Raw genomic sequence first — 21,818 nt, forward strand, 5'->3', positions numbered from 1 at the left:
GAAGGTCATTTTCAAAAAGGTTAATGTGAAGGGACATTTACAAAGAAGTGAAAGAGTATATATTTCTTAACTTTTAAAGATGATAACGTTTTGAAGAAAGAGCGGATATTAGTAGTTGATGACGAGGTAGAAATATGCTTGCTGCTATCAGGGATGTTAAAAAAACTGGGTTTTAAAACGACCTATGCGCATAGCGTAGAAGACGGTGCGAAAAAAATTAAAGCAAATAAATATGATCTTGTTTTCTTAGATCTCAACCTGCCAGATGGACTAGGCTTTCATCTTATCCCCAAGGTGTTAGAGGAAAATAAAGATTCAAAAGTAATTATAATTAGTGCTTATGATGGTAATATAGAAAGGCAGAGAGCAACTGCCGAAGGAGCTCATTTCTTTATTCCTAAACCATTTAATAAAAAAATGATTATGGATGCTCTTGAAGAGTTACACATGACTTTTTCGTCATAACCAATACAAATTGATTGAAATACTATAGAAAAACCCAATGGAGAAAATACTTATAATAGATGACGATAATGACATTTGCCTGCTTCTTAATAAATTTTTAACTAAAAAGAATTACGAAGTAGACTATGCTACCACTGGTGAGGAGGGGATAAGAATACTTAAGAAAAAAACTTTTGATTTGGTAATAAGTGACTACAGATTACCAGATGAAGATGGAATAAGCATTTTAAGAAAAATCAAAATAATTAGCCCTGAAACAGCAGTAATCATCATTACTGGTTATTCTGATGTGCGAATAGCCGTGCAAACCCTAAAGCACGGAGCCTATGATTATGTGACCAAGCCTTTATATCCTGATGAAATATTGGTGACGGTGAAGGAAGCAATCAGGCAAAAGAAAGAGCAGAATGACCCTGAGCCTTCAAAAGGTGGCTCTGGATCTAAAAAGGTATCTCCAAACAAAAAGAAAAATTTTGTAGCCGGAAAAAGTAGCCAGTCAGAAATTGTACATAAGCATATTACCTTGATTGCACCTACTGATATGTCTGTAATTATTACAGGAGAGACAGGTACAGGAAAAGAGTTTGTGGCTAATGAAATACATAATAAAAGTAAGAGGGTAGATAAGCCTTTTGTAGCTATAGATTGTGGAGCACTCCCTAAAGAGCTGGCTGGCAGTGAACTGTTTGGTCACATGAAAGGAGCTTTTACTGGTGCTTTGGCGGATAAGCCAGGTAGTTTTGAAATCGCCAATGGAGGTACACTCTTCTTAGATGAAATAGGCAACCTGTCTTATGAAAATCAGATTAAGCTATTACGGGTGCTACAAGAGCGCAAAATTAAGCGAGTAGGAGGGGTGAAAGACTTGGATATTGATGTGCGGGTAATAGCTGCTACCAATGAAGATCTCAAAGAAGCGGTTAGAAATGGTAAGTTTAGAGAAGATTTATACCACAGGCTTAATGAGTTTAGAATAGAACTATCTCCTCTAAGAGAAAGAAAACCAGATATACTTATTTTTGCACGCCACTTCTTAGAATTAGCCAATGCTCAGTTGGATAAGAATATTGAGGCATTTGAACCAGAGGTAGAAGATAAGCTTAAAAATTACTACTGGCACGGAAACCTCAGAGAACTTCAAAATGTAGTGAAAAGGGCTGTATTACTATGTCAGTCAGATAAGGTGAGCTTGGAATGCTTGCCATCAGAAATTATTTCTCCTGATTATCTTACCGCTTCTTTAAGTAATGGAGAGCCGGCTAGTACTGATGTTACCAATCTTAAATCTGTCTCAGAAAATGCAGAAAGAAATGCCATAATTAGCGTGCTGGAAAAAACTGGTTATAACAAAACTAAAGCCGCAGAAGTCCTAAATATCGATAGAAAAACGCTCTATAATAAGCTTAAAGCTTATGACATAAACATTTAAATATGCATCTGCATGGGGTAATATTAATGCTATTACCTTGTGCATGTGGTGTATATTTATAAATCTATTATCAATATTTTATTAATGGTAATATTTTTTAGTGTCTGTCCAAAAAGCTTAAGACATATTCGCTAATAATTATTGCTTAGAAGCATGTTGAAGTATTTTCTATATAAAATGATTTATGAATCGCGCTGCTTCAACACAATGGTAGATTTAATTAAATATTTTAGCATTGCGTCGTTCTGCTTATGGTACAATTATCTCCTGTTTAATGCTCTGTTTATGGCAAATTTTGAATGAAAGAATTAACCTTTCAACTGGACGTTATTACAATTGGTTAAAGCCTTAATGAAATTGTTAGCGTGTAAAAATATGCACACATGAGGAAATTACTCACACTTAATATTATATATGAAATCAGTTAAGTCTTTTAGGGTCATTTTTGGTTTAGTGGTGGCCATTATGCTGGCCATATCCTACCTTACTTATAGAAGTTTGAATAACATGATTGGTGATGCTAAGGATGTAGAGCATACCAATGTAGTGATGCGCGAGCTGGAGAAGGTTATATCTGAAGTTAAAGATGCTGAATCCGCTCATAGAGGCTATCAACTTACTTCTGATTCAGCTTTTTTAACCCCTTATTTTAATAGTAAATGGATCGCCTTATCTAAAGTAGATATGGTAGACAGCCTAGTAAGCGATAATGAAGAACAGAAAAGCAGGACAGATACTCTGAGGAGTTTGGTAATAAACCAATACGGCATTATAGAAAATATTATTGCAGAGAGATCAGCAGAAAGTGACTTTGAAGACATTGATAATTCTCTTTTGAAAAAAGGAGACCAGAATATGGAGGCCATTCGTAAGCTGGTAGATAAAATGACCGATACTGAATGGAAACTATTGATCGCTCGAACTCATCGTCAGGATTATAGCAATATAGTGACCCCATTGCTTATTTTCATGAGTTTTATTCTGGCTATAATAGCCATTGCCTATCTATTCACACAGCTATATAAGACTTTAAGAATAAAAGTGCTGGCAGAGCAAGAGCTAGAGACTAACCTCAAGCAAATAAGTCAGGAGGTAAATGAAAAAATGAGAGCCAGAGAGTCTTTGCAAAAAGTGATGGATAGCTCTCCTAATGGCATTCTTTTTATGGAGTCGGTACGTGAAAATGGAGAAATCGTAGATTTTCGATATCAGCTGGGTAATAGAGCCGTGGAACGCTTACTGCAAAAGCCTTTAGAGAGTATTTTAGGTAATACTCTACTTCAGGAGTTTCCTTCTGCTTTGCAATCTGGAGCTTTTAAGAACTATGTAAATACAGCAGAAAGAGGCGTAGCTAATAGTCTTGAGACTTTATATAAACCTCATGAAAACCATGAGATATGGATCGAAGAGAGTATTGTTAAGTTAGATGATGGCTGTGTAATAACGCTTGTGGACACCACCGTGCATAAAAAAGCAAATAGAATTATTGAAGAGGGACGTAAAAAGTTTGAAGCAATTTTCAATAATACCTTTCAATACATCAGTTTGCTAGATTACCGTGGGGTAATAAAGGAGGCTAATGAGGCCTTCCTGGATTTTGGAAATTTTGAAGTGGATGACTTGGTGGGGCTCAATCTTTGGGATATTAGTCTATGGGACAAATCATCAAGGGTAACAGAAGATATCAAGGAAATTTTTAGTAAAGCGCAGAATGGAAATTTCGTACGTGAGGAAGTTAGTTTGCTTGATGGTGATGGTGTTTTACGTACCGTAGACTTTTCTTTAAAGCCTATATTCACCGAAGGAAAAGTATCTTTTATAGTTTTTGAGGGTAGAGATATCACCGAGCTGAAACTAGCTGAGGAGGAGCGTTCTTTTGTGTCTCAGCTGAACTTGATTATTGCTGATTCTAGTACTTTTGATGAGGCTGTTATTAGTGTATTTGAGAAGATAAGTCAGCGATTTGATATGGACTATGCTGAAGTGTGGTTGCCATTTGAAGGACAAATGTACTTATCTGATTTGCATTATGCTGTTGATGATTCTTTTGAAGAATTACACTCGAATAACTTGAGGTTAGATATTAACAGAGGGGAAGGTATGATCGGTAGGGTAATGACTTCTCTGGAAATGGAGTTTATAGATGATCTAACCCAAGCCACTAAAGAAGATTTTATAAGTAAGCATAAGGCTATTGAGTTTGGGCTGAAAACTGTTTTTGCAGTACCTATTATTTTTAATAATGAACTGATACTTACTGCCACTTTTTTTTCTAAAGGTACCTTTTCAGATATTGAACCATTAAGAAGAACTATTATGCAGGTGTCTTCATCTATAGGGGCTTTATTGATTAAGAAGAAAATGCATGATGACCTTGAGAAGAATAATAAAATCTTGGCTTCTGCTGAAGATATTGCCAATATGGGAAGCTGGGAGTGGTATTTGCCTAAAAACTTGGTCAAATGGTCTTCAGGTGTATATAAAATTTATGATAAGCCAAATACTTTCACACCTACCTATGAAAGCTTCTTTGTTAATCATATTCATCCAGATGATTTAGAAAGAGTAACTAATGAGATAGATAGGGCTAGAGCAGAGGTGACCGGTTATGACATAGTCTTCAGGCTCATTGTTAATGAAGGAATGATAAAACATATCAGGGCACTCGCCACCTATGAGCTTGATGAACTCGGCCGTTTAGAAACACTATATGGAGCTATACAAGATATCACTCAGCAAAAGAACTTCGAACAGAACCTACTCATAAAAAATGAGGAGCTACAGAAGTCGAATGAAAACCTTGAGCAGTTTGCTTATGTAGCTTCGCATGACTTGCAGGAGCCTCTGAGGAAAATACGTGCTTTTGGCGATAGACTAGTTTCTAAGTACGAACAAGAACTGGGAGAAAAAGGAGCGGATTATATCAGCAGAATGCAAAATGCAGCTGCCCGTATGCAGTCCTTAATAGACGATTTGCTGAAATATTCGAGGGTAGCCAGAAATCAGGATCCATTTAAACCGATTGAGCTTAATGAACTGATAGAGGAGGTAAAAGGTGATTTGGAAACGCGTATTCTGGAAACAAATGCGACTGTTGAGGTAGGACAATTACCTAAAATCGACGGTGATAGTTTGCAGCTGCGTCAGCTTTTTCAGAACCTAATGAGTAATGCCCTCAAATTTATACCCTCAGAAAGAATACCGGTCATTAAAGTGAGTTCTTCTCTCCTGGCCGGAGCGCAAGTTCAGAAGAAATATAATTTTAATGTCAATTCTTCTAAACAATTTGTGGAAATACAAATTAGTGATAATGGAATTGGCTTTGATAAAAAGTATTCGGAAAGAATTTTCAATATCTTTGAGCGATTGCACGGAAGGAATGAATTTCAGGGAACAGGCATAGGCCTTGCTATATGCTTAAAAGTGGTTCAAAACCACAACGGCCTCATTTCCGCTGATAGTGTAGAAGGAGAAGGTGCAACATTTACAATTGTATTACCCTTAAATAATTAATAGAGATGTCAGAAATAGCTAAGACTATCACCATTTTGATGGCAGACGATGATCCGGATGATCGTATGCTTGCTCAGGAAGCCCTTTCCGAAAACAGACTGGCTAATGATTTACATTTTGTAGAAGATGGGGAGCAACTATTAGACTTTTTGTACCAAAGAGGAAAATATGTAGAAGCTCCAAGGCCAGGATTAATACTGCTGGATTTAAATATGCCTCGTATGGATGGGAGAGAAGCTCTTAGGCATATTAAAGGTGATGCTGATCTGAAAAGAATTCCCGTAATAGTGCTCACCACCAGTAAGGCTGAAGAAGATATAGTGAGAAGTTATGACCTAGGGGTTAACTCTTTCATATCTAAGCCTGTCACTTTTGATGAATTAGTAGATGTAACAAGAAAAATAGGGGATTATTGGTTTGGAATTGTGGAGCTTCCTAAAAACTCTGCCAAATAGTATTTAACTAAAAGTATGGTGCAAAGTAAAAGTAATATCATCGATGTTTTTCTGATTGATGATGATGAAGATGATTTCATCCTAGTAAAAGATTACCTGGATGAGCTCAATAGTAATAACTCATTTCAAATCAGTTGGCAGCCAGACTTTGATGTTGCATTAGAAGAAGTATGTTCTAATAACTTTAATATTTGCTTAGTAGATTATAGGCTAGGTGAAAAAAATGGACTCGATTTCATCAAGACAGTTAGAGCCAGGGGCTGTGAAATTCCACTTATTCTTTTAACAGGTCAGGGAGATAAAGAAATAGATTATGAGGCTATGAAGCTGGGAGCTTCAGATTACCTTATTAAAAGCGAAATCAATGCTAACACTCTTGGAAGAAGCATAAGGTATGCTATTAACCATGCTCAATCTATAAAAGACCTTAATGCTAATGAGGCCAAGTATCGATCTCTTTTTGAGAGATCGGTAGACTCGATTTACATGATTAATAAGGAACATCTTTTTATAGATGTGAACCAAAGCATGGAAAAGCTCTTAGGCTATAGTAAAGGGAAAATCCTTCAAATGACCATGAAGGAGCTCTTTGCCAGTGAGGAATCTTACCAATACTTCTACCACATGCTTACTAAAAGCGGTCAGGTAAAAGACTTTGAAATTACCCTGGTTAAAAAAGATGGAGATAAAGTAGAGTGCTTAGTAAACGGTATTGCTCTAGCTGATGATGATGGTATTATTTATGGCTATCAGGGTATCATCCATGACCTTACCTTGCGTAAGCGTGCAGAAGAAGATCTGCTCATAGCAGAAAAGTTAGCCATGACAGGGCAGATAGCCAGAAGCATGGCTCATGAAGTGAGAAACCCGCTAACTAACCTTAATTTAGCGCTGGAGCAGCTCAGAGATGAAGTGGAAGATCAGGAAGATACAGGGTTATATTTTGACATCATCAGAAGAAATGCTGATAGAATAGAACAATTGATTACAGAGATGCTCAAATCATCTAAACCTAAGCAGCTTAACCCTGAATTAGGAAATCTTAATGATGTAATTAATGAAACGTTAAATATTACCTCTGACAGGATCAAGCTCCGAGGAATAAGACTGGTGAGAAAATTGGAGCCTGAATTGCCAAAAATCTCATTTGATCAGGAGCAGCTGAAAACGGCCTTTCTTAATATAATCATCAATGCTATTGAGGCCATGGAAGTGGATAGTGGTATACTGAAAATTGATAGCCATAGAGAAGAAGGATCTATAGTGCTTTCTATTGCTGATAATGGTAAAGGAATTCCTCCTGATCAGATAAAAAAGCTTTTTGACCCTTTCTTTACAGGAAAAAAAGGCGGTATGGGATTGGGCCTTACTTCCACTCAAAACATTATAAATAGTCATAGTGCCAAAATCACGGTTGATAGTGAGGTCGGTCAGGGTACTATTTTTAAGATTATCTTTCCTCTTAATACGCTTAGATAATAGTGGGCATAAGCTTTGCATAAGTTGTGACGTATGAATTAAAAATGAATAGTTATGAGTATGCAAGTTATAAATCCGGCCAATGGAGAAAAATTGAAATCTTATGATGAAATCTCTCCAGAAAAAGCTGAAGGTATTATAGATGATGTGAATGATGCATGGTTATCATGGAAGGAAACATCATTTGAGTACAGAGCAAGTCTAATGAAAGAGGCTGCCCGTATTTTGAGAGATGAAAAAGAGAAGTGGGGACAACTCATGACCGATGAGATGGGTAAACTCAAAAATGACGGTGTAGCAGAGGCGGAAAAATGCGCTTGGGTTTGTGAATATTATGCGGAAAATGCTGAAAAATTTCTACAAAGAGAGCCTGTCTCCACTGATGCCTCAAATAGCTTCGTCTCTTTTCAACCTATAGGAATAGTATTGGCCGTAATGCCGTGGAATTTCCCATTTTGGCAGGTATGGCGTTTTGCGGCCCCCGCACTTATGGCAGGTAATGCCGGCGTTCTTAAACATGCCTCTAATGTACCTGGTTGTGCAATGGCTATCGAAGAAATTATTCTAAGAGCTGGTTTCCCAAAAAACCTGTTTAGAACGCTGCTTATTGGCTCATCAGGCGTTAACAAAATAATAGAGAATAAGAAGGTAAAAGCAGTTACGCTCACAGGAAGTACGCCAGCTGGTAAGGCTGTAGCATCTAAAGCAGGAGAAGAGCTTAAGAAAACAGTTCTGGAGCTGGGTGGAAGTGATCCTTATGTAATACTCGAAGATGCTGACCTGGAGCTAGCGGCTGAAACTTGTGTCAACAGCCGATTGATTAATGGAGGGCAGAGTTGTATTGCTGCCAAAAGGTTTATTGTGAATAGTAAAATCAAGGCAGAGTTTGAAGCTTTAGTTGTAGATAAAATGGAAGCCCGTGTAATGGGAGATCCTAATGATGAGCATTCTACCTTAGGGCCAATGGCCAGAGAGGACCTTAGAGATGAGCTTCATGATCAAGTTATCAGAAGTATAGATGCAGGTGCTAAATGCCTTACAGGGGGCTCTGTGCCTCAGCTAGAGGGTGCTTACTATCCTGCTACTGTGCTAACTGAAGTAAAAGAAGGTACGCCAGCTTATAGTGAAGAAATGTTTGGGCCTGTGGCATCTATTATAGAAGCTAAAGATGACGATGATGCTATACGAATTGCCAATGATACTGTTTTTGGCTTAGGTGCGGCTGTATTTACGCAGGATGTGGCTAAGGGTGAAAGAATAGCAGAACAGCAATTACAAGCAGGTGCTTGCTTTGTGAATTCATTAGTGAAGTCTGATCCGAGATTGCCATTTGGAGGTATTAATGAGAGTGGCTATGGGCGAGAGCTAGGTCCTTATGGAATAAAAGAATTTGTAAATATTAAGGCTGTGTATGTTAAGTAGATTTAAGCTGTTTTCTTAGTTAGATATTTTCATTTAAGATTGAACCAGTTCTTTGAAAAAAGACAAAGCCAACGTTTTACGTTGGCTTTGTCTTTTTATATTCAGTGGTTTCTTAAGGCAGTGATTAACTCACTTTTATTCATTTTACTTCTACCTTCTATGCCTATTTTTTGAGCTTGTTGCATCAGTTCGTCCTTAGTTCTTTCTTCATAAGGCTCAGCTTCACCTCCCTTCTTACCTGAATCAGGGGTGTTAGCAATTCTGGCAGCTTTTTCTTTGCTCATGCCTTTTTTCCTTAGTTCTTCGTATTGTTCGTCATTTTTGATAGACGCTCCATGATCTTTAGCCATAATATTGTAATTAGTTGGTTATGGCTTATTATTTTAAAAATTGTGCCAGAAATAGCTGTGGCTTTCGGTAAAAATGACGAGAAATAAAATAAAACTGCGGAATAGAAGGTTAGTCCAATGGAGTATCGGTGAGTTTTTTAACTTCCCTTCTAAGTGTTTCTAAATTATTCTCAAGCTTTTCTATTCTTTTAGCATCTACCAGCCCAGATTCTACAAAAACGGAGGTGATTTTAGCTTCTATTTTCCATATTTCCAGTACTTTTTTTTCTTGGATACTGTATGTTTTGAATTTACTATTATCACTTTTTAGTATAAAAAGTTTATTGTCATTTTCATAAAAGTAAACCCTTTTAGCTACAATACCTTCTTTAGTAACTATAACACACAATGTGCCGTTTTCTATTTTCTCCCTATTTTCGATGTGTGAGCATATCACTATCTCCCTGGGATAAATAGTGGGCATCATACTTTCGCCTTCTATTTCGAACAGTCTATAGTTACCGTTCTGGTACCCTGGTATTTTGTAAACATCCAGTGTTTGCAGGTAGGAGGGATCATTGTACCCATTAATATATCCGGCGTGAGCCTCCTCTTTCACCAGAGGCACTATGCTTTGACCTTCATATACTAATTGAATGGATACTTTTTCATTCTTGCTTACTTCTTCGTATTCGTCTTCATCTTCCTGCTGAAAAATATCTCCAGTTCCATTTACTAACCAGTTGCAATTCACATGTAGCTCATTACTGATACTCCGAAGCGTATCCAAAGATATCTGAGATTTGCCATTCTCAATTTGAGATAAGGCCCCTTGTGAAATGTTAATCTTTTCAGCAAACTTCACCTGAGACATCTGAAGAAGTTCTCTAAGCATGGTCACCCTTTGAGGTCTCAATTTGCTATCTCTCATAGAATATTAATTAAATAATAATTAAAAATTATTATTAATGTTGTAATAGTATTTACAATTTAATATATTGCTAGATCATATTCTAGCCTTAGTCAATTTAGTTTTCAAAAATGTTTGAAAGGTAGCTATTCTACTACAAAAATAACAGCCAAAATCCGCGAATCTGTAAAGAAATAAGGGATTTTAATGTTAGTTGCTCATAATCGATTAATTTCATAATTCCAGTTGATTGAGCAAGAGCCTTCTAACATTTCCTTTATTTTGTATTCATTATTTTTTATACCTGTTTAGCCGTTAGCGTTTAATAAATTATAAAATTCAGTAGCCGCTTCATCTAGTTTAGAGAGCCGTTGCTTGAAGATCTTTTCATGTGATTTTCCATATAACTTATAAATCGAAGGGGGGTATTTAGAAAATGCTTCGTGTATGCTTTCTTCAGTAAATGTAGATTGCAATTCTTTAGCTTTTTCTACAAAATCGGCCTTGCTTAATGTTGATAATAGCTTTAAATCAAGTTCCTTAGAATTCCTTATTAGCCCGGAAATATCTTCATATTCCGAAGTGTATGATTGGAACTTGTTGTTGATATTTAAAGTGAATTTATTTAATAGACCATCATTAAATTGATAAAAGGCCATATCACGGTCGGTGGCTATCGGTTTCGCAACCATTTTATCGTTTTCTTCATAAATAGCCCAGTCCCACTGTCCTTCGTGCCTGTCCCAGTCATTAATCAGCATATCAAAAAGTCGGCATTTTAAATAATTGCGACTGTCTATGATTATTTTCTTACTCTGCCATTCGGGCATTAGTTCTTCAGTATCAATTATCTTAATAGCATTATTAAAGTTCTTACTGTTGACCCATTCATTACCTGGTTCTTCCTCCATAATTACCACCCTGCCAGCCATGTTAAGTAAGAACTCTTGGTTCCAGGAGCTATTATAAGGAATGAAATACATTACTGGTGTTGTGTGTAGTATGGAGGCTGTTTTTTCAAGAGAGGCCGTTATAATGGCTCCAAATGGATTTAGAGCGGCTGCTTGATCTCTAAATAGTGGCCGAGCTAGAGAGTATTGTAAAATGGAAGGTAAAGCCTTGGATTGGTCTTTGTCAACAGATCTGAATGTATAAACAAGACCTGATTTGCTTATCACATCTGCACTAATGGTTTGCTGTCCGCCTCCTATTTTTTTAAATTGAAGCCCTCCATTCATGGTATCCACGTCCACTACTGGTAAGTTGAATTTAGTGTGCCATATCTCACGATAGTGCTCCCCTAAGAAGAAGCTGGTGAGGCTGCCTCGGTCATAATAGTCCGAAATAACTAAGGTTATAGAGTCCTCCAGCTGATTAATGTCATAATATTCTTTAGCTTTCTCAAGCCTTTCTTCATTTGAAAAAGCTGCTTTTTCCCGAGTATTAAATATGTTGGGTACTACAAAAAATAGAATTAATAAAACAATGAATATTAGGCTAATTCTGCCTGACATTTTTTTCATATTTAAATTCGTACATTTAAATGGTGAGTAAAAGAATAACAGGTGTTGTACGGTTATGTTATTTTTTTAGGCACTACTTTTCAGTATTGTAAAATATAGTGCTGTTTTTTTATACCTTTTTTAAAGAGTATAATTCCAAATTGAAAAATATCAATAGAAAGGCTTACTGAAGGATGATTCTTAATCTCTTCCCATGCCCGTTCCATTTCCGCAGACCAATGAATATCATCAAAGATAAAGCAAGAGTCTTCATGAGCATGAGCAAGCAAGGTATGGAAATAGGTAAGGGTGGGGGTGGCTTTATGATTGGCATCAAAAAAGGCTAGATCTACAGACTTTGGTAGATTAGATTTTAGCGTCTCATCAATATTCCCTATTACAGTTCTAACGTTCTTGATTTGGTGTTCTTCAAATAGCTTTTCTGCTATTTTAGCTAATTCGGGAGCCCCTTCATACGTGGTGATTGATCCATTTTCACAGGCATAACTTAGATAAAGCGTATTGATACCTATGGAAGTGCCGAGTTCTACTACGTGCTGAGCATTGATAAAACGACAGAGCTTGTATAGTAACTGTGAATATTTGGCTCTGGTAATGCCGCTGGAGGCTATTTGTGATACTTTTCTGGTGGCTGAGTTGGCTACAGAAGATCCTGCTCCCAAGTCAGTTATTTGGACTTCCTGTTGGCTTTTCTGAAATTTTCTTTTTGCTTTTTTTATTTCTTTAAAGCAATAGGGCTGAGATTGGTTTTGAAAAACGCTGGTATATAAAGCGAAAACAAATGGAGGGTGTAATGAATGTTTGTTTTCGGCTTTTAGCCAATACCATATAAAACTTTTTAACTGCTGAATTTTTTGCTGCACTCCATTAATTGAGTTTAAATGGAGCTATCATATGAAACTGCGGAATGGCTACTTCAAATCTATGACCATCTACAATTCTTTCCATCATAAAGAGGCCATACATCTTGCCTATTCCTGATTTTAAGTTGCATCCTGAAACATATTGGTGTAGCTGACCCGGCTCCATAATAGGCTGCTGGCCTACCACTCCTTCTCCCTGTACTTCTCGGTTAGCATAGCCTGCATCACTAATGTGCCACAGCCTGCTGAGCAGCTGTATAGTATTTTCATTCTGATTTTCGATAGTTACTCTATAAGTGAAAACATAGTGATATTGACTAGGGCTTGAGTAGCCAGGCTGGTACTCCGTCTCTACACTTACTTTTATTCCGCGAGTTATTTCTGTTACCATATAGCACTAAATTTTCTTAAATAAACGAAAATGAAATATAAGAAGTTTTAAATTTAAAACTGAATTAAAATTAAAGGAAGCGAATGGAAGTAAAAATTGCAGATTCATGGAAAAATAAGTTGTCTAATGAGTTTGATAAGACTTATTTTCAAAAGTTAGTGAAATTTGTCAAATCAGAGTATCAGCAACATACCATATACCCTCCAGGAAACGAAATATTTAATGCTTTTGATCACTGTAGCTTTGATGAAACACGGGTAGTAATAATAGGTCAAGATCCTTACCATGGTCCAGGTCAGGCCAATGGTTTATGCTTTTCTGTAAGAGATGGGATAAGAAAACCTCCTTCATTACTCAATATATTCAAAGAAATAAAATCTGAATTAGGTGAAGAAATACCGGAATCAGGCAACCTAGAACGATGGGCAGAGCAAGGAGTATTATTACTCAATGCCACGCTTACTGTTAGAGCTAACACTGCTGGTTCGCATCAGAAAAAAGGATGGGAAGAATTTACCGATGCAGTTATTAAAACAATTTCAGATGAAAAAGATGGAGTTGTATTTCTCCTTTGGGGAGCTTACGCGCAAAAAAAAGGAAGTATAATAGATGCAGAGAAGCATTATGTGCTAAAATCTGCTCACCCTTCACCATTTGCAGCTGATAGAGGCTTTTTTGGAAATGATCATTTTATAAAAACAAATGAATACTTACAGAAAAACGGAAAACCGACTATCAACTGGTAGCTTATAAATAAAAAAATGCCTGACGTTTTTAATACATCAGGCATTTTTTTACTCTTCTATATATTTTACCTTATCAGGTTAAAGAATCTTTCCCAGCGTACTTTACTAAATCCACTTTTGTTAGCATTGAGAGATAGCCATATAAAGAAGCCTTTACCTACGATATGATCTGCGGGTACAAAGCCCCAATACCTGGAATCTAACGAGTTATGACGGTTATCTCCCATCATAAAATAATAGTCTTGATTAAAAGTGTATTGATTTACTTCTTTGCCATCAATGAATAGCTTGCCGTCTTTTATTTCAGCATTTTCAGTGTGATCATACAGAGTGATTACATCTCCATAAATAAAAAGGTTTTTCTCATTGATGTCGATCGTAGCACCTTCAGCAGGTATAGTTAAGGGGCCATACCAATCACCATTCCAAGGGAAAAGTTCTTTGTTTTTTGGAAAAATTTGAGGGTCCCAATCTCCTTCACCGTAGTGAGGGTATTCCTTTACATCAATGATAAAACTGAGTTTCTTTAATTCTTCTACCTGGTCAGAGGTAAGAAACATTTTGTATAAAGTACCCTCGTTATTTTCATAACCTACCACATCTAGATTGTATTGATCTATGATTCGGTTACTGATGCCATTTTTAGAGTAAACCAGGTAGTCATACTGCATCTCCTCAGGGTTATCCATAGGGGTGCCGTTTACTATTACCTGTTTATCTTCTACTTTTAACACATCTCCTGGTACTCCAACACATCTTTTAATATAATTGGTTTTGAGATCTACAGGATAGTCAATGCCATCATTAAGAGAGATAGGAGGGACATTAAATACCACTACATCTCCTCTTTTTACATGAGAAATTCCTGGTAACCTGTATTGAGGCAGTTGGATCCAATCTACATAAGAAGGGATGTCTGTACCCCAAATTTTTTGATGAGTTAAAGGCATTTGTAGGGGAGTGGCTGGGGTACGGGTGCCATAATGAAACTTACTCACAAAAAGGAAGTCACCCACTAACAGGGATTTTTCCATTGAAGGAGTAGGTATAGTAAAGGCTTCCATAAATATCCACCTGATCAAAGTAGCTGCTATTACGGCAAATACGATGGCATCAAGCCATTCCCTGGCTTTGGTCTTTTTCTTTTTTTCTTCTTTTTTTTGCCAGAATTTCCAGTTCATTCTATTAGGGTCTTTTATTACTATTTGTGTAATAGTATAGTTTGAGGCTAAAAGCTTACAGTATGGTTTAAAGTTTTTTTAGATATCGAGGAAGTCATCCATAGAAAGGACTCCTTTTTTGTCTTTGATCCATTCTGCTACCAGAACAGCTCCCAGGGCAAAGCCCTCTCTAGAGTGTGCGGTATGTTTTATTTCGATATTGTCTATGGCAGATTTGTAGGTTACCGTATGAGTACCCGGAACTTTGTCTTTTCTGATAGAGTTTATTTTTACTTCACTCTCATTTTCTGATTCATCTAATGTCCAGGCTTTTACCTTGTCGTTGTTAGCAATTATCCCTTCGGCAATAGAAATAGCTGTACCACTAGGGATATCTTTCTTTTCTGTATGGTGAATTTCTTCAATGCCTACATTGTATTCACTATATTCTTCCATAAGCTCTGCCAGGTATTCATTTACCTTAAAGAATATATTTACCCCAATGCTGTAATTAGAGGCATAAAAGAAAGTTCCTTTATTGCTTTCACAAAGTCTTTCTATCTCAGGTTTATTATCTAGCCAGCCGGTGGTACCACAGATGACGGGTATGTCATTTTCAAGACAATATTCGAGGTTATCATAGGCTGCGCCTGGTTGGCTAAATTCTATGGCCACATCAGTGTTAGAGCCATTGTAGTCTTCAAGGTCAGCTATATTGTCATTGTTAATTTTACCTACAATTTCGTGGCCTTTTTTAACAGCTATTGCTTCAATAGCTTTGCCCATTTTACCATAACCTAATAAAAGGATTTTCATGTCAAAATTTTAGTTTTAATGATAGCCCTGCATTGTAACCAAAATATTGTGAATTTTCAAATGAGGGCTCCAAAGATACTTTTAGTTGAGGGTTTAAATCAAATTCTTTGAGGTGAGCATCAATATGTGCATCTGCAATCTGTAGTAAATATAATACACCAGTCATGATAATATAGAAATCACGCTCTCTTCTGGTTTTATCGATATTGCTTCTGATGTTGGTTTCACTACCATAGGTAGAGATGTAATTAGTATCATTTAATACTTTAAAAAGCTCTACTTTTTGATCCTGATATAAACCATTGTAATAATGTGCAGCATAGCCAAGCGCTATGAAGCCCCCATATACAAAGGGAAGCTTCCAGTACTTCTTATTGTAAATTTGCCCGGCTCCGGGAAGCACAGCAGCATATAAAGATGCTTTTCTGGGCACAAACTTATCTGCGTAGGTGTCTATTTCCTCAATTTGAGTGTTGTTATTACCTACTATGATATCCTGCTGTTTATCATTTCTAGTAGTATCTTGTGAGGCAGAAGGAGGTGTTATTTGTGCCTTACAGGTTACACCCAAAAAAACAAGTAGAGCTGTGCTTAGAAAGAAATTCTTCATTTATACTTCTAAAATATCCAGAATACGGTTCAGATCATCTACGGATACGAAAGGTATTTTTATTTCTCCCTTATTACCGTCTGATTTAACCTTTACTCTGGTGCCAAAATGTGAAGTTAATTTTGATTGAAGTTGAACAATTTCCCTGCCATTTTCAGGCTCTTCCTTAGCTTCCTTAGTTTTTGTTTTGCCTGATAGCGACTGCCTTACCAGTTCTTCAACTTTTCTTACCGAAAGGTCTTCATTGATTATTTTTTTGAAGATATCTAACTGTAAGTCTACGTTTTCGATAGTGATAAGCGCTCTGGCGTGGCCCATAGATATTCTTTTATCTCTAAGAGCAGCCTGAATATCTGGCGGCAGCTTAAGAAGACGCAAATAGTTATTTACAGTGGTTCTGTTTTTACCTACTCTGTCTCCTAGTTGCTCCTGTTTTAATTCGCATTCTGTAAGTAGCCTCTGGTAACTCAAAGCAATTTCTATGGCATTGAGGTTTTCTCTCTGAATGTTTTCTATCAGAGCCATTTCCAGCATCTGCTGATCATCGGCCGTTCTTACATAAGCTGGTATTTTTCCCAGGCCAGCTAGTTTGGAGGCCTGAAATCTTCTTTCTCCACTGATAAGCTGATACTTATCAGTGGATAGTTTTCTTACCGTAATGGGTTGAATAATACCTTGAACTTTTATTGATTCAGAAAGCTCTTCAAGGGCTGTCTGATCAAAATGTGTTCTTGGCTGAAATGGGTTGGTTTCTATAAAATCAATATTGATCTCATTGATCGACCCTACACTTGAGGGGCTATCAAAAGATGTTTCTTTACCCTCTCTGGCCGGAGAATCTTCTAATAATGCTCCTAGCCCTCTACCTAATCCGTTTCTTTTTTTCATTGGTTTTTTTGCCATACCCGGTTCCTTATTTTTAGATCACGCCATTTTTACTCAGGATCTCCTTAGCAAGATTGAGGTAGCTGATAGCTCCTTTACTTTCTGCATCGTGCGCTATGGCAGGCACACCGAAGCTAGGGGATTCACTAAGTTTGATGTTTCTTGGTATTATGGTATCAAACACAATTTTTTTGAAATGAGTTTTCACTTCTTCCACTACCTGGTTAGATAATCTTAATCTCACATCATACATAGTAAGAAGGATGCCTTCAATTTCTAAATCAGGGTTAAGCCTGGTTTGAATGATTTTGATGGTATTGAGAAGTTTACCGAGTCCTTCAAGAGCGAAATATTCACACTGTACAGGTATAATAACAGAGTTGGAAGCCGTGAGGGCGTTAATAGTGATGAGCCCCAAAGAAGGAGAGCAATCTATGATAATGAAATCGTATTCTTCTTTCACCTCTTTAAGAGCATCTTTCATACGCTCTTCTCGTCTGTCTATGCTTACCATTTCCACTTCTGCACCTACCAGGTCGATGTGTGACGGTAAGATGTCAAGATATTTAAGCTCAGTCTCGCAGATGGCTTCTTTTACATCGATATTGTCAACCATGCACTCGTAAATACTTACTTCTACATCTTTAGGATTTAAGCCTACCCCTGAGGTAGAGTTGGCCTGCGGATCTGCATCAATTACAAGGGTTTTGTACTCTAATGCAGCTAAACTAGCAGCAAGATTTATAGCAGAAGTGGTTTTTCCTACTCCACCTTTTTGGTTTGCAATGGCAATTACTTTACTCATTAATAGCTTCTAAATTAAAAAATTTAACCAATCTATGATCGTTTAGCCAGGTCAGCTTGCTAAATATGCTACTGACGAATCCTAAACGGAATGAGGTTAATTGCTATATATAATGATGTAAACTATATAGTAATTAACTTGTACATTCAGCTTCTGACTTAGACGTAATCAGGAGTACAAAGATATAAGTTTAATTGAATTATGTAAGTCCAAGTTCATTCGTCTGAAAAAGAAATAAAAAAAGGCTCTTGATTATAAGAGCCTTAATGTATTTTTGAAAATTTTTATTTTTTCTTTTTTGGTTTCTGTTGCTGCTGTTGGCTGGCTTTCATGGCTTCTTCCAGTCTTAGCTTAAACTTAGATTTTTTCTTATTGGAATTACGTTTTTTGTTCTCATCCATAATGACTCTGATCTTATCTTCGTCCACAAATTTTCTGATAATGGCCTGTTGGGCGAATGTTACCAGGTTAGATACAAAGTAATAAAAACTTAATGCTGCAGGATAAGAGTTAAGCACAAATAAGAAAATAATAGGCATGAAATAAGAAACTGATTTCATAGGCCCTTGTACTGAGCTTACTTGCTGATTAGACCATGTGTAAAGTATAGTAGACATAGTCATTAATAATACAAATAAACTTACATGATCACCATAAAAAGGTATTTCGAATGGTAGGTGAAAGATGCTGTCATAAGTCGACAAATCTTCTGCCCATAAGAAGCTTTTTCCTCTTAACTCAATAGACTGAGGGAAGAAGGTGAACATGGCGAACAAGATAGGCATTTGAAGCAGCATAGGGATACAGCCACTTAGAGGGCTTACACCTACTTTAGAATAAAGCTTCATTTGCTCTTGCTGAGCTTTGGTCATATCATCTCCATGCTTCTCTTTTATCTCATCAAGCTCAGGCTTTAGTACTTTCATTTTAGCCATAGAAAGGTATGACTTATAAGAAAGAGGAGATAATACCAGCTTAATGAGTAATACCATTATGATAATGATGATACCATAATTGCTGATGAAACTACTTAATAGATCGAATAGAGGGATAATTACAAACCTATTGATCCACTTCATAGGAGGCCAGCCTAAATATAGGTTGCTCTCAAAGTCAGGAGTTATATCCTTTAAAATATGGAAGTCATTAGGCCCAAAGTAATAAGAAAAATTACCTTTTCCACTTTCCAAATCAGCTATCGGAATGGTAGTAGTTACCGTAGCATTTTTGACTTTTGAAGTATCTTGCTCAGTATATGAAGTTTGTAATTTGGCCGTACTAAAGTTGTTTTCAGCAATTAGTCCTGAGACAAAGAATCGTTGCTTAATAGCGATCCATTTTACTGGTTCTTGCAATTCTTCAGTCTGAGTGCCACTGCTGGTTGCGCTTAAGCCATCAAAATCTTCACTACCCAAGTAGTAGTTGATGGTAGTGTTGGTTCTACTCAGTTTTAAGTCTTTCTCTTGCGTTTTTAGGTCGTCATTCCAAATATAAGTAAGCTGACCATTTTGCTGTGAAAGGCCTTTTAACTCCAATTGATATTTAACCTGGTACGAGTCCGGCCCCAACGAGTATATATGCTTCATTGATTTTCCGCCAGCTAGATTTAAACTGTAAGTAATTACAGTGGTATCTCCGTTAGAGCTAGTGGAAGGAGTGTAATATAATTTATTTAAATTAATATTTCTTCCGTTATCATTATATAATAGAGAAAAGTTATTACTTTCTTCATCTAACAGTATAAGAGGCTTATGGTAGTAGGTCTCAAAGTTTTTGAGCTCTACTTGAGATATTTTACCCCCTTGGCTTGATAAGTCTACCTTGATGTTTTCATTTTCAAGAGTGAATGTCTTATCAGATCCCGTAGCTCCGGCAGCAAATACTCCGTATTGCTGCTGGTATTTGAGGTTAGTTAAAGAATCACTTTCTTCTATAGTTGAAACGGTATCACTTTCTACTTCTTCATTTTCAGCAGGTCCTTTTACTACTAACGAGTCACTCGGAAATTGCTCATTGCTAGGTTTTGGCTCCGGGGCGAAAAAATAAAAATAGCCCATTAGCAATAAGGCAATTAATATCAAACCTGTTGCTTGATTTCTATCCATTTTTTACTTTAGAATTAATTTTTCGAATTTTTTGCTTTTTTATGCTCTAATGCAGCAGCTACAAACTTAACAAATAATGGGTGAGGATTAAGTACTGTACTCTTTAATTCAGGGTGATACTGAACTCCAACAAACCATTGATGGTCCTTTAGCTCTACAACCTCTACCAGTCCAGTGTCTGGGTTAATGCCTGTAGCTTGTAATCCGGCTTTCTCAATCTGCTCTAGGTATTTGTTGTTAAACTCGTATCTATGACGATGACGCTCAGAGATTTTTGTTTTTCCATATACGCTATTTGCTTTGCTGCCTTTTTTAAGGTCGCAAGGATAAGCACCTAATCTCATAGTACCACCCATGTCAACTACTTTCTTTTGTTCCTCCATTAAGTCAATAACAGGGTGCTTGGTCTTTTCATTGAGCTCAGTAGACGATGCATCTTCTAGTTTAAGTACATTTCTGGCGAATTCAATTACTGCACATTGCATACCTAAGCAGATGCCAAAGAAAGGAACATTATTTTCTCTAAGATATTTGACAGTTTCTATTTTCCCTTCCATACCTCTTTCTCCAAAACCGGGAGCTACCAGTACACCATCTAATTTTGAAAGGACCTCATCACCATTTTCTGCTGTAATGGTTTCTGACGAAATATATTGTAAGTCTATACGGCATTCGTTTTGAGCACCAGCATGAACGAAGGCCTCTACAATTGATTTGTAAGCATCAGGTAACTCCACATATTTTCCAACCAAACCTATTTTAACCTCATCAGTTGGGTTTTTTAGCTTGCCTAAAAACTCCTTCCACATATCCAGGTTGGGTTCTGTTTTATTAGGCATTTTTAATTTTGCAAGTACACGTTCTGCTAGTTTTTCTTTACGCATATGCAAAGGCACATCATAAATGGTTTCTGCATCTTGAGATTCGATAACAGAATTGATATGAACGTTGCAAAATAGAGCCAGTTTTTTCCTTATTTCTACTGGTATTCTTCTCTCAGAGCGGCAAACAAGTATATCTGGCTGAATACCGGCTTCAAGAAGCTGCTTTACAGAATGCTGAGTAGGCTTGGTTTTTAATTCTTTGGCCGCACTCAAATAAGGAATAAGGGTTAAGTGTATTACTAAGAAGTTATTGGTGCCTACATCCCATTTTACCTGGCGAACGGCTTCAATAAATGGTAGTGACTCAATATCTCCTACACAACCGCCTATTTCCGTTATTACAAAATCATAATCACCACTTTCACCTAAAAGGTATATGTTTCTTTTGATCTCATCAGTAATATGAGGTACTACCTGTACTGTTTTTCCCAGATATTCACCTTTTCTCTCCTTAGTGATTACGTTGTTATAAATACGTCCCGTAGTAATGTTGTTAGCTTGAGACGTAGGAGTATTTAAAAATCTTTCATAATGGCCAAGGTCAAGATCAGTTTCGGCACCATCATCAGTAACGTAGCACTCTCCATGTTCATATGGATTTAACGTTCCTGGATCAATATTAATATATGGGTCAAATTTTTGAATAGTTACTTTGAAGCCTCTGGCTTGTAATAACTTTCCTAGTGAAGCTGAAATGATTCCTTTTCCTAAAGAAGATGTTACCCCGCCGGTAACGAAAATGTACTTTGCTGTGGCCATAAGTTGGGTTAAATGTTTCAATAAAACTTATGGGATACAAAGGTATAGTAATCAGGTGAATTAGATACTAATACAAAAATAAAATTTCATGTAAAACTTACCCAAGGCCTCTGAGACGTATGTATAAGTAAATGCATTTAGTCCTTCTTATTGATGTTTTTTATAAAAATATTTTAAGGTTGGATTGAAATTATTCTCGAAATATCTGATCTCGAGAAACGCATAAAAATTGAATAATGTTTATTTCAATAGAGTATAACTTACTTTAA

The 21,818-nt window shown here is 36.7% G+C and carries 19 protein-coding genes; 7 read left to right on the plus strand and 12 right to left on the minus strand.

Features of this window, described 5'->3' with window-relative positions; translation table 11 throughout:
* The first annotated feature begins 90 nt into the window (after nucleotides 1–90).
* From JL102_RS15640 to JL102_RS15665, 6 genes are all read left to right on the plus strand, one after another.
* A complete protein-coding gene (locus JL102_RS15640; protein ID WP_202245364.1) occupies nucleotides 91–465 on the plus strand; it encodes a response regulator in 375 nt (124 codons plus the stop codon).
* A 37-nt stretch (nucleotides 466–502) separates the two neighbouring features.
* Complete coding sequence (locus JL102_RS15645) at nucleotides 503–1,894, plus strand: sigma-54-dependent transcriptional regulator (protein WP_202245365.1); 1,392 nt, start codon at nucleotides 503–505, stop codon at nucleotides 1,892–1,894.
* A 414-nt stretch (nucleotides 1,895–2,308) separates the two neighbouring features.
* Nucleotides 2,309–5,407, plus strand: a complete 3,099-nt coding sequence (locus tag JL102_RS15650; protein ID WP_202245366.1) for a CHASE3 domain-containing protein — start codon at nucleotides 2,309–2,311, stop codon at nucleotides 5,405–5,407.
* A gap of 5 nt (nucleotides 5,408–5,412) precedes the next feature.
* Nucleotides 5,413–5,862, plus strand: a complete 450-nt coding sequence (locus JL102_RS15655) for a response regulator (protein ID WP_202245367.1) — start codon at nucleotides 5,413–5,415, stop codon at nucleotides 5,860–5,862.
* A gap of 15 nt (nucleotides 5,863–5,877) precedes the next feature.
* Nucleotides 5,878–7,341 carry a hybrid sensor histidine kinase/response regulator gene (locus JL102_RS15660; protein WP_202245368.1) on the plus strand — a complete coding sequence of 488 codons (1,464 nt, stop codon included), beginning with the start codon at nucleotides 5,878–5,880 and terminating at the stop codon, nucleotides 7,339–7,341.
* A 54-nt stretch (nucleotides 7,342–7,395) separates the two neighbouring features.
* A complete protein-coding gene (locus JL102_RS15665) occupies nucleotides 7,396–8,763 on the plus strand; it encodes an NAD-dependent succinate-semialdehyde dehydrogenase (RefSeq protein ID WP_202245369.1) in 1,368 nt (455 codons plus the stop codon).
* A 101-nt stretch (nucleotides 8,764–8,864) separates the two neighbouring features.
* Here the strand turns inward: JL102_RS15665 and JL102_RS15670 are convergent, their stop codons facing one another.
* From JL102_RS15670 to apaG, 5 genes are all read right to left on the minus strand, one after another.
* Nucleotides 8,865–9,113: a DUF7218 family protein gene (locus JL102_RS15670; RefSeq protein ID WP_202245370.1), complete on the minus strand. Its 249-nt coding sequence runs from the start codon at nucleotides 9,111–9,113 to the stop codon at nucleotides 8,865–8,867.
* A gap of 109 nt (nucleotides 9,114–9,222) precedes the next feature.
* On the minus strand, nucleotides 9,223–10,023 hold the full coding sequence (locus tag JL102_RS15675) for an XRE family transcriptional regulator (RefSeq protein WP_202245371.1): 801 nt from the start codon (nucleotides 10,021–10,023) through the stop codon (nucleotides 9,223–9,225).
* Nucleotides 10,024–10,310: 287 nt separating this feature from the next.
* A complete protein-coding gene (locus tag JL102_RS15680) occupies nucleotides 10,311–11,516 on the minus strand; it encodes a hypothetical protein (protein ID WP_202245372.1) in 1,206 nt (401 codons plus the stop codon).
* 89 nt (nucleotides 11,517–11,605) lie between these two features.
* Nucleotides 11,606–12,388 (minus strand): O-methyltransferase, encoded by a 783-nt coding sequence (locus tag JL102_RS15685; protein WP_202245373.1) that lies wholly within the window; start codon nucleotides 12,386–12,388, stop codon nucleotides 11,606–11,608.
* 4 nt (nucleotides 12,389–12,392) lie between these two features.
* Nucleotides 12,393–12,779, minus strand: a complete 387-nt coding sequence (gene apaG / locus JL102_RS15690; RefSeq protein ID WP_202245374.1) for a Co2+/Mg2+ efflux protein ApaG — start codon at nucleotides 12,777–12,779, stop codon at nucleotides 12,393–12,395.
* Nucleotides 12,780–12,862: 83 nt separating this feature from the next.
* On the opposite strand from apaG, the gene ung reads away from it, so the two are divergent.
* A complete protein-coding gene (ung, locus tag JL102_RS15695; protein ID WP_202245375.1) occupies nucleotides 12,863–13,525 on the plus strand; it encodes a uracil-DNA glycosylase in 663 nt (220 codons plus the stop codon).
* 65 nt (nucleotides 13,526–13,590) lie between these two features.
* Here the strand turns inward: ung and lepB are convergent, their stop codons facing one another.
* The 7 genes from lepB to JL102_RS15730 all read right to left on the minus strand — a co-directional run bounded on the left by lepB (nucleotide 13,591) and on the right by JL102_RS15730 (nucleotide 21,549).
* On the minus strand, nucleotides 13,591–14,706 hold the full coding sequence (gene lepB / locus JL102_RS15700) for a signal peptidase I (protein WP_202245376.1): 1,116 nt from the start codon (nucleotides 14,704–14,706) through the stop codon (nucleotides 13,591–13,593).
* 78 nt (nucleotides 14,707–14,784) lie between these two features.
* Nucleotides 14,785–15,501 (minus strand): 4-hydroxy-tetrahydrodipicolinate reductase, encoded by a 717-nt coding sequence (dapB, locus tag JL102_RS15705; RefSeq protein WP_202245377.1) that lies wholly within the window; start codon nucleotides 15,499–15,501, stop codon nucleotides 14,785–14,787.
* Between the two features lies 1 nt (nucleotide 15,502).
* Entirely contained in the window at nucleotides 15,503–16,111 is a 609-nt protein-coding gene (locus JL102_RS15710; protein WP_202245378.1) for a DUF5683 domain-containing protein, read from the minus strand.
* A complete protein-coding gene (locus JL102_RS15715) occupies nucleotides 16,112–17,014 on the minus strand; it encodes a ParB/RepB/Spo0J family partition protein (protein ID WP_202245379.1) in 903 nt (300 codons plus the stop codon).
* Between the two features lie 16 nt (nucleotides 17,015–17,030).
* Entirely contained in the window at nucleotides 17,031–17,801 is a 771-nt protein-coding gene (locus JL102_RS15720) for a ParA family protein (protein ID WP_202245380.1), read from the minus strand.
* Nucleotides 17,802–18,085: 284 nt separating this feature from the next.
* The gene (yidC, locus tag JL102_RS15725; RefSeq protein WP_202245381.1) at nucleotides 18,086–19,906 is read right to left on the minus strand and encodes a membrane protein insertase YidC; all 1,821 of its coding nucleotides are present in this window, start codon (nucleotides 19,904–19,906) and stop codon (nucleotides 18,086–18,088) included.
* 14 nt (nucleotides 19,907–19,920) lie between these two features.
* The gene (locus JL102_RS15730; RefSeq protein WP_202245382.1) at nucleotides 19,921–21,549 is read right to left on the minus strand and encodes a CTP synthase; all 1,629 of its coding nucleotides are present in this window, start codon (nucleotides 21,547–21,549) and stop codon (nucleotides 19,921–19,923) included.
* Between the last annotated feature and the right edge of the window lie 269 nt (nucleotides 21,550–21,818).

Source organism: Fulvivirga sediminis, from assembly GCF_016757215.1.
Classification (GTDB): Bacteria; Bacteroidota; Bacteroidia; order Cytophagales; family Cyclobacteriaceae; genus Fulvivirga; species Fulvivirga sediminis.

Coding starts and splice junctions, on each gene's coding strand:
- JL102_RS15645 (WP_202245365.1), top strand. CDS start 503: ATGGAGAAAATACTTATAATAGATGACGATAATGACATTTGCCTGCTT.
- JL102_RS15650 (WP_202245366.1), top strand. CDS start 2,309: ATGAAATCAGTTAAGTCTTTTAGGGTCATTTTTGGTTTAGTGGTGGCC.
- JL102_RS15655 (WP_202245367.1), top strand. CDS start 5,413: ATGTCAGAAATAGCTAAGACTATCACCATTTTGATGGCAGACGATGAT.
- JL102_RS15660 (WP_202245368.1), top strand. CDS start 5,878: ATGGTGCAAAGTAAAAGTAATATCATCGATGTTTTTCTGATTGATGAT.
- JL102_RS15665 (WP_202245369.1), top strand. CDS start 7,396: ATGAGTATGCAAGTTATAAATCCGGCCAATGGAGAAAAATTGAAATCT.
- JL102_RS15670 (WP_202245370.1), bottom strand. CDS start 9,113: ATGGCTAAAGATCATGGAGCGTCTATCAAAAATGACGAACAATACGAA.
- JL102_RS15675 (WP_202245371.1), bottom strand. CDS start 10,023: ATGAGAGATAGCAAATTGAGACCTCAAAGGGTGACCATGCTTAGAGAA.
- JL102_RS15680 (WP_202245372.1), bottom strand. CDS start 11,516: ATGTCAGGCAGAATTAGCCTAATATTCATTGTTTTATTAATTCTATTT.
- apaG (WP_202245374.1), bottom strand. CDS start 12,779: ATGGTAACAGAAATAACTCGCGGAATAAAAGTAAGTGTAGAGACGGAG.
- ung (WP_202245375.1), top strand. CDS start 12,863: ATGGAAGTAAAAATTGCAGATTCATGGAAAAATAAGTTGTCTAATGAG.
- lepB (WP_202245376.1), bottom strand. CDS start 14,706: ATGAACTGGAAATTCTGGCAAAAAAAAGAAGAAAAAAAGAAAAAGACC.
- dapB (WP_202245377.1), bottom strand. CDS start 15,501: ATGAAAATCCTTTTATTAGGTTATGGTAAAATGGGCAAAGCTATTGAA.
- JL102_RS15710 (WP_202245378.1), bottom strand. CDS start 16,111: ATGAAGAATTTCTTTCTAAGCACAGCTCTACTTGTTTTTTTGGGTGTA.
- JL102_RS15715 (WP_202245379.1), bottom strand. CDS start 17,014: ATGGCAAAAAAACCAATGAAAAAAAGAAACGGATTAGGTAGAGGGCTA.
- JL102_RS15720 (WP_202245380.1), bottom strand. CDS start 17,801: ATGAGTAAAGTAATTGCCATTGCAAACCAAAAAGGTGGAGTAGGAAAA.
- yidC (WP_202245381.1), bottom strand. CDS start 19,906: ATGGATAGAAATCAAGCAACAGGTTTGATATTAATTGCCTTATTGCTA.
- JL102_RS15730 (WP_202245382.1), bottom strand. CDS start 21,549: ATGGCCACAGCAAAGTACATTTTCGTTACCGGCGGGGTAACATCTTCT.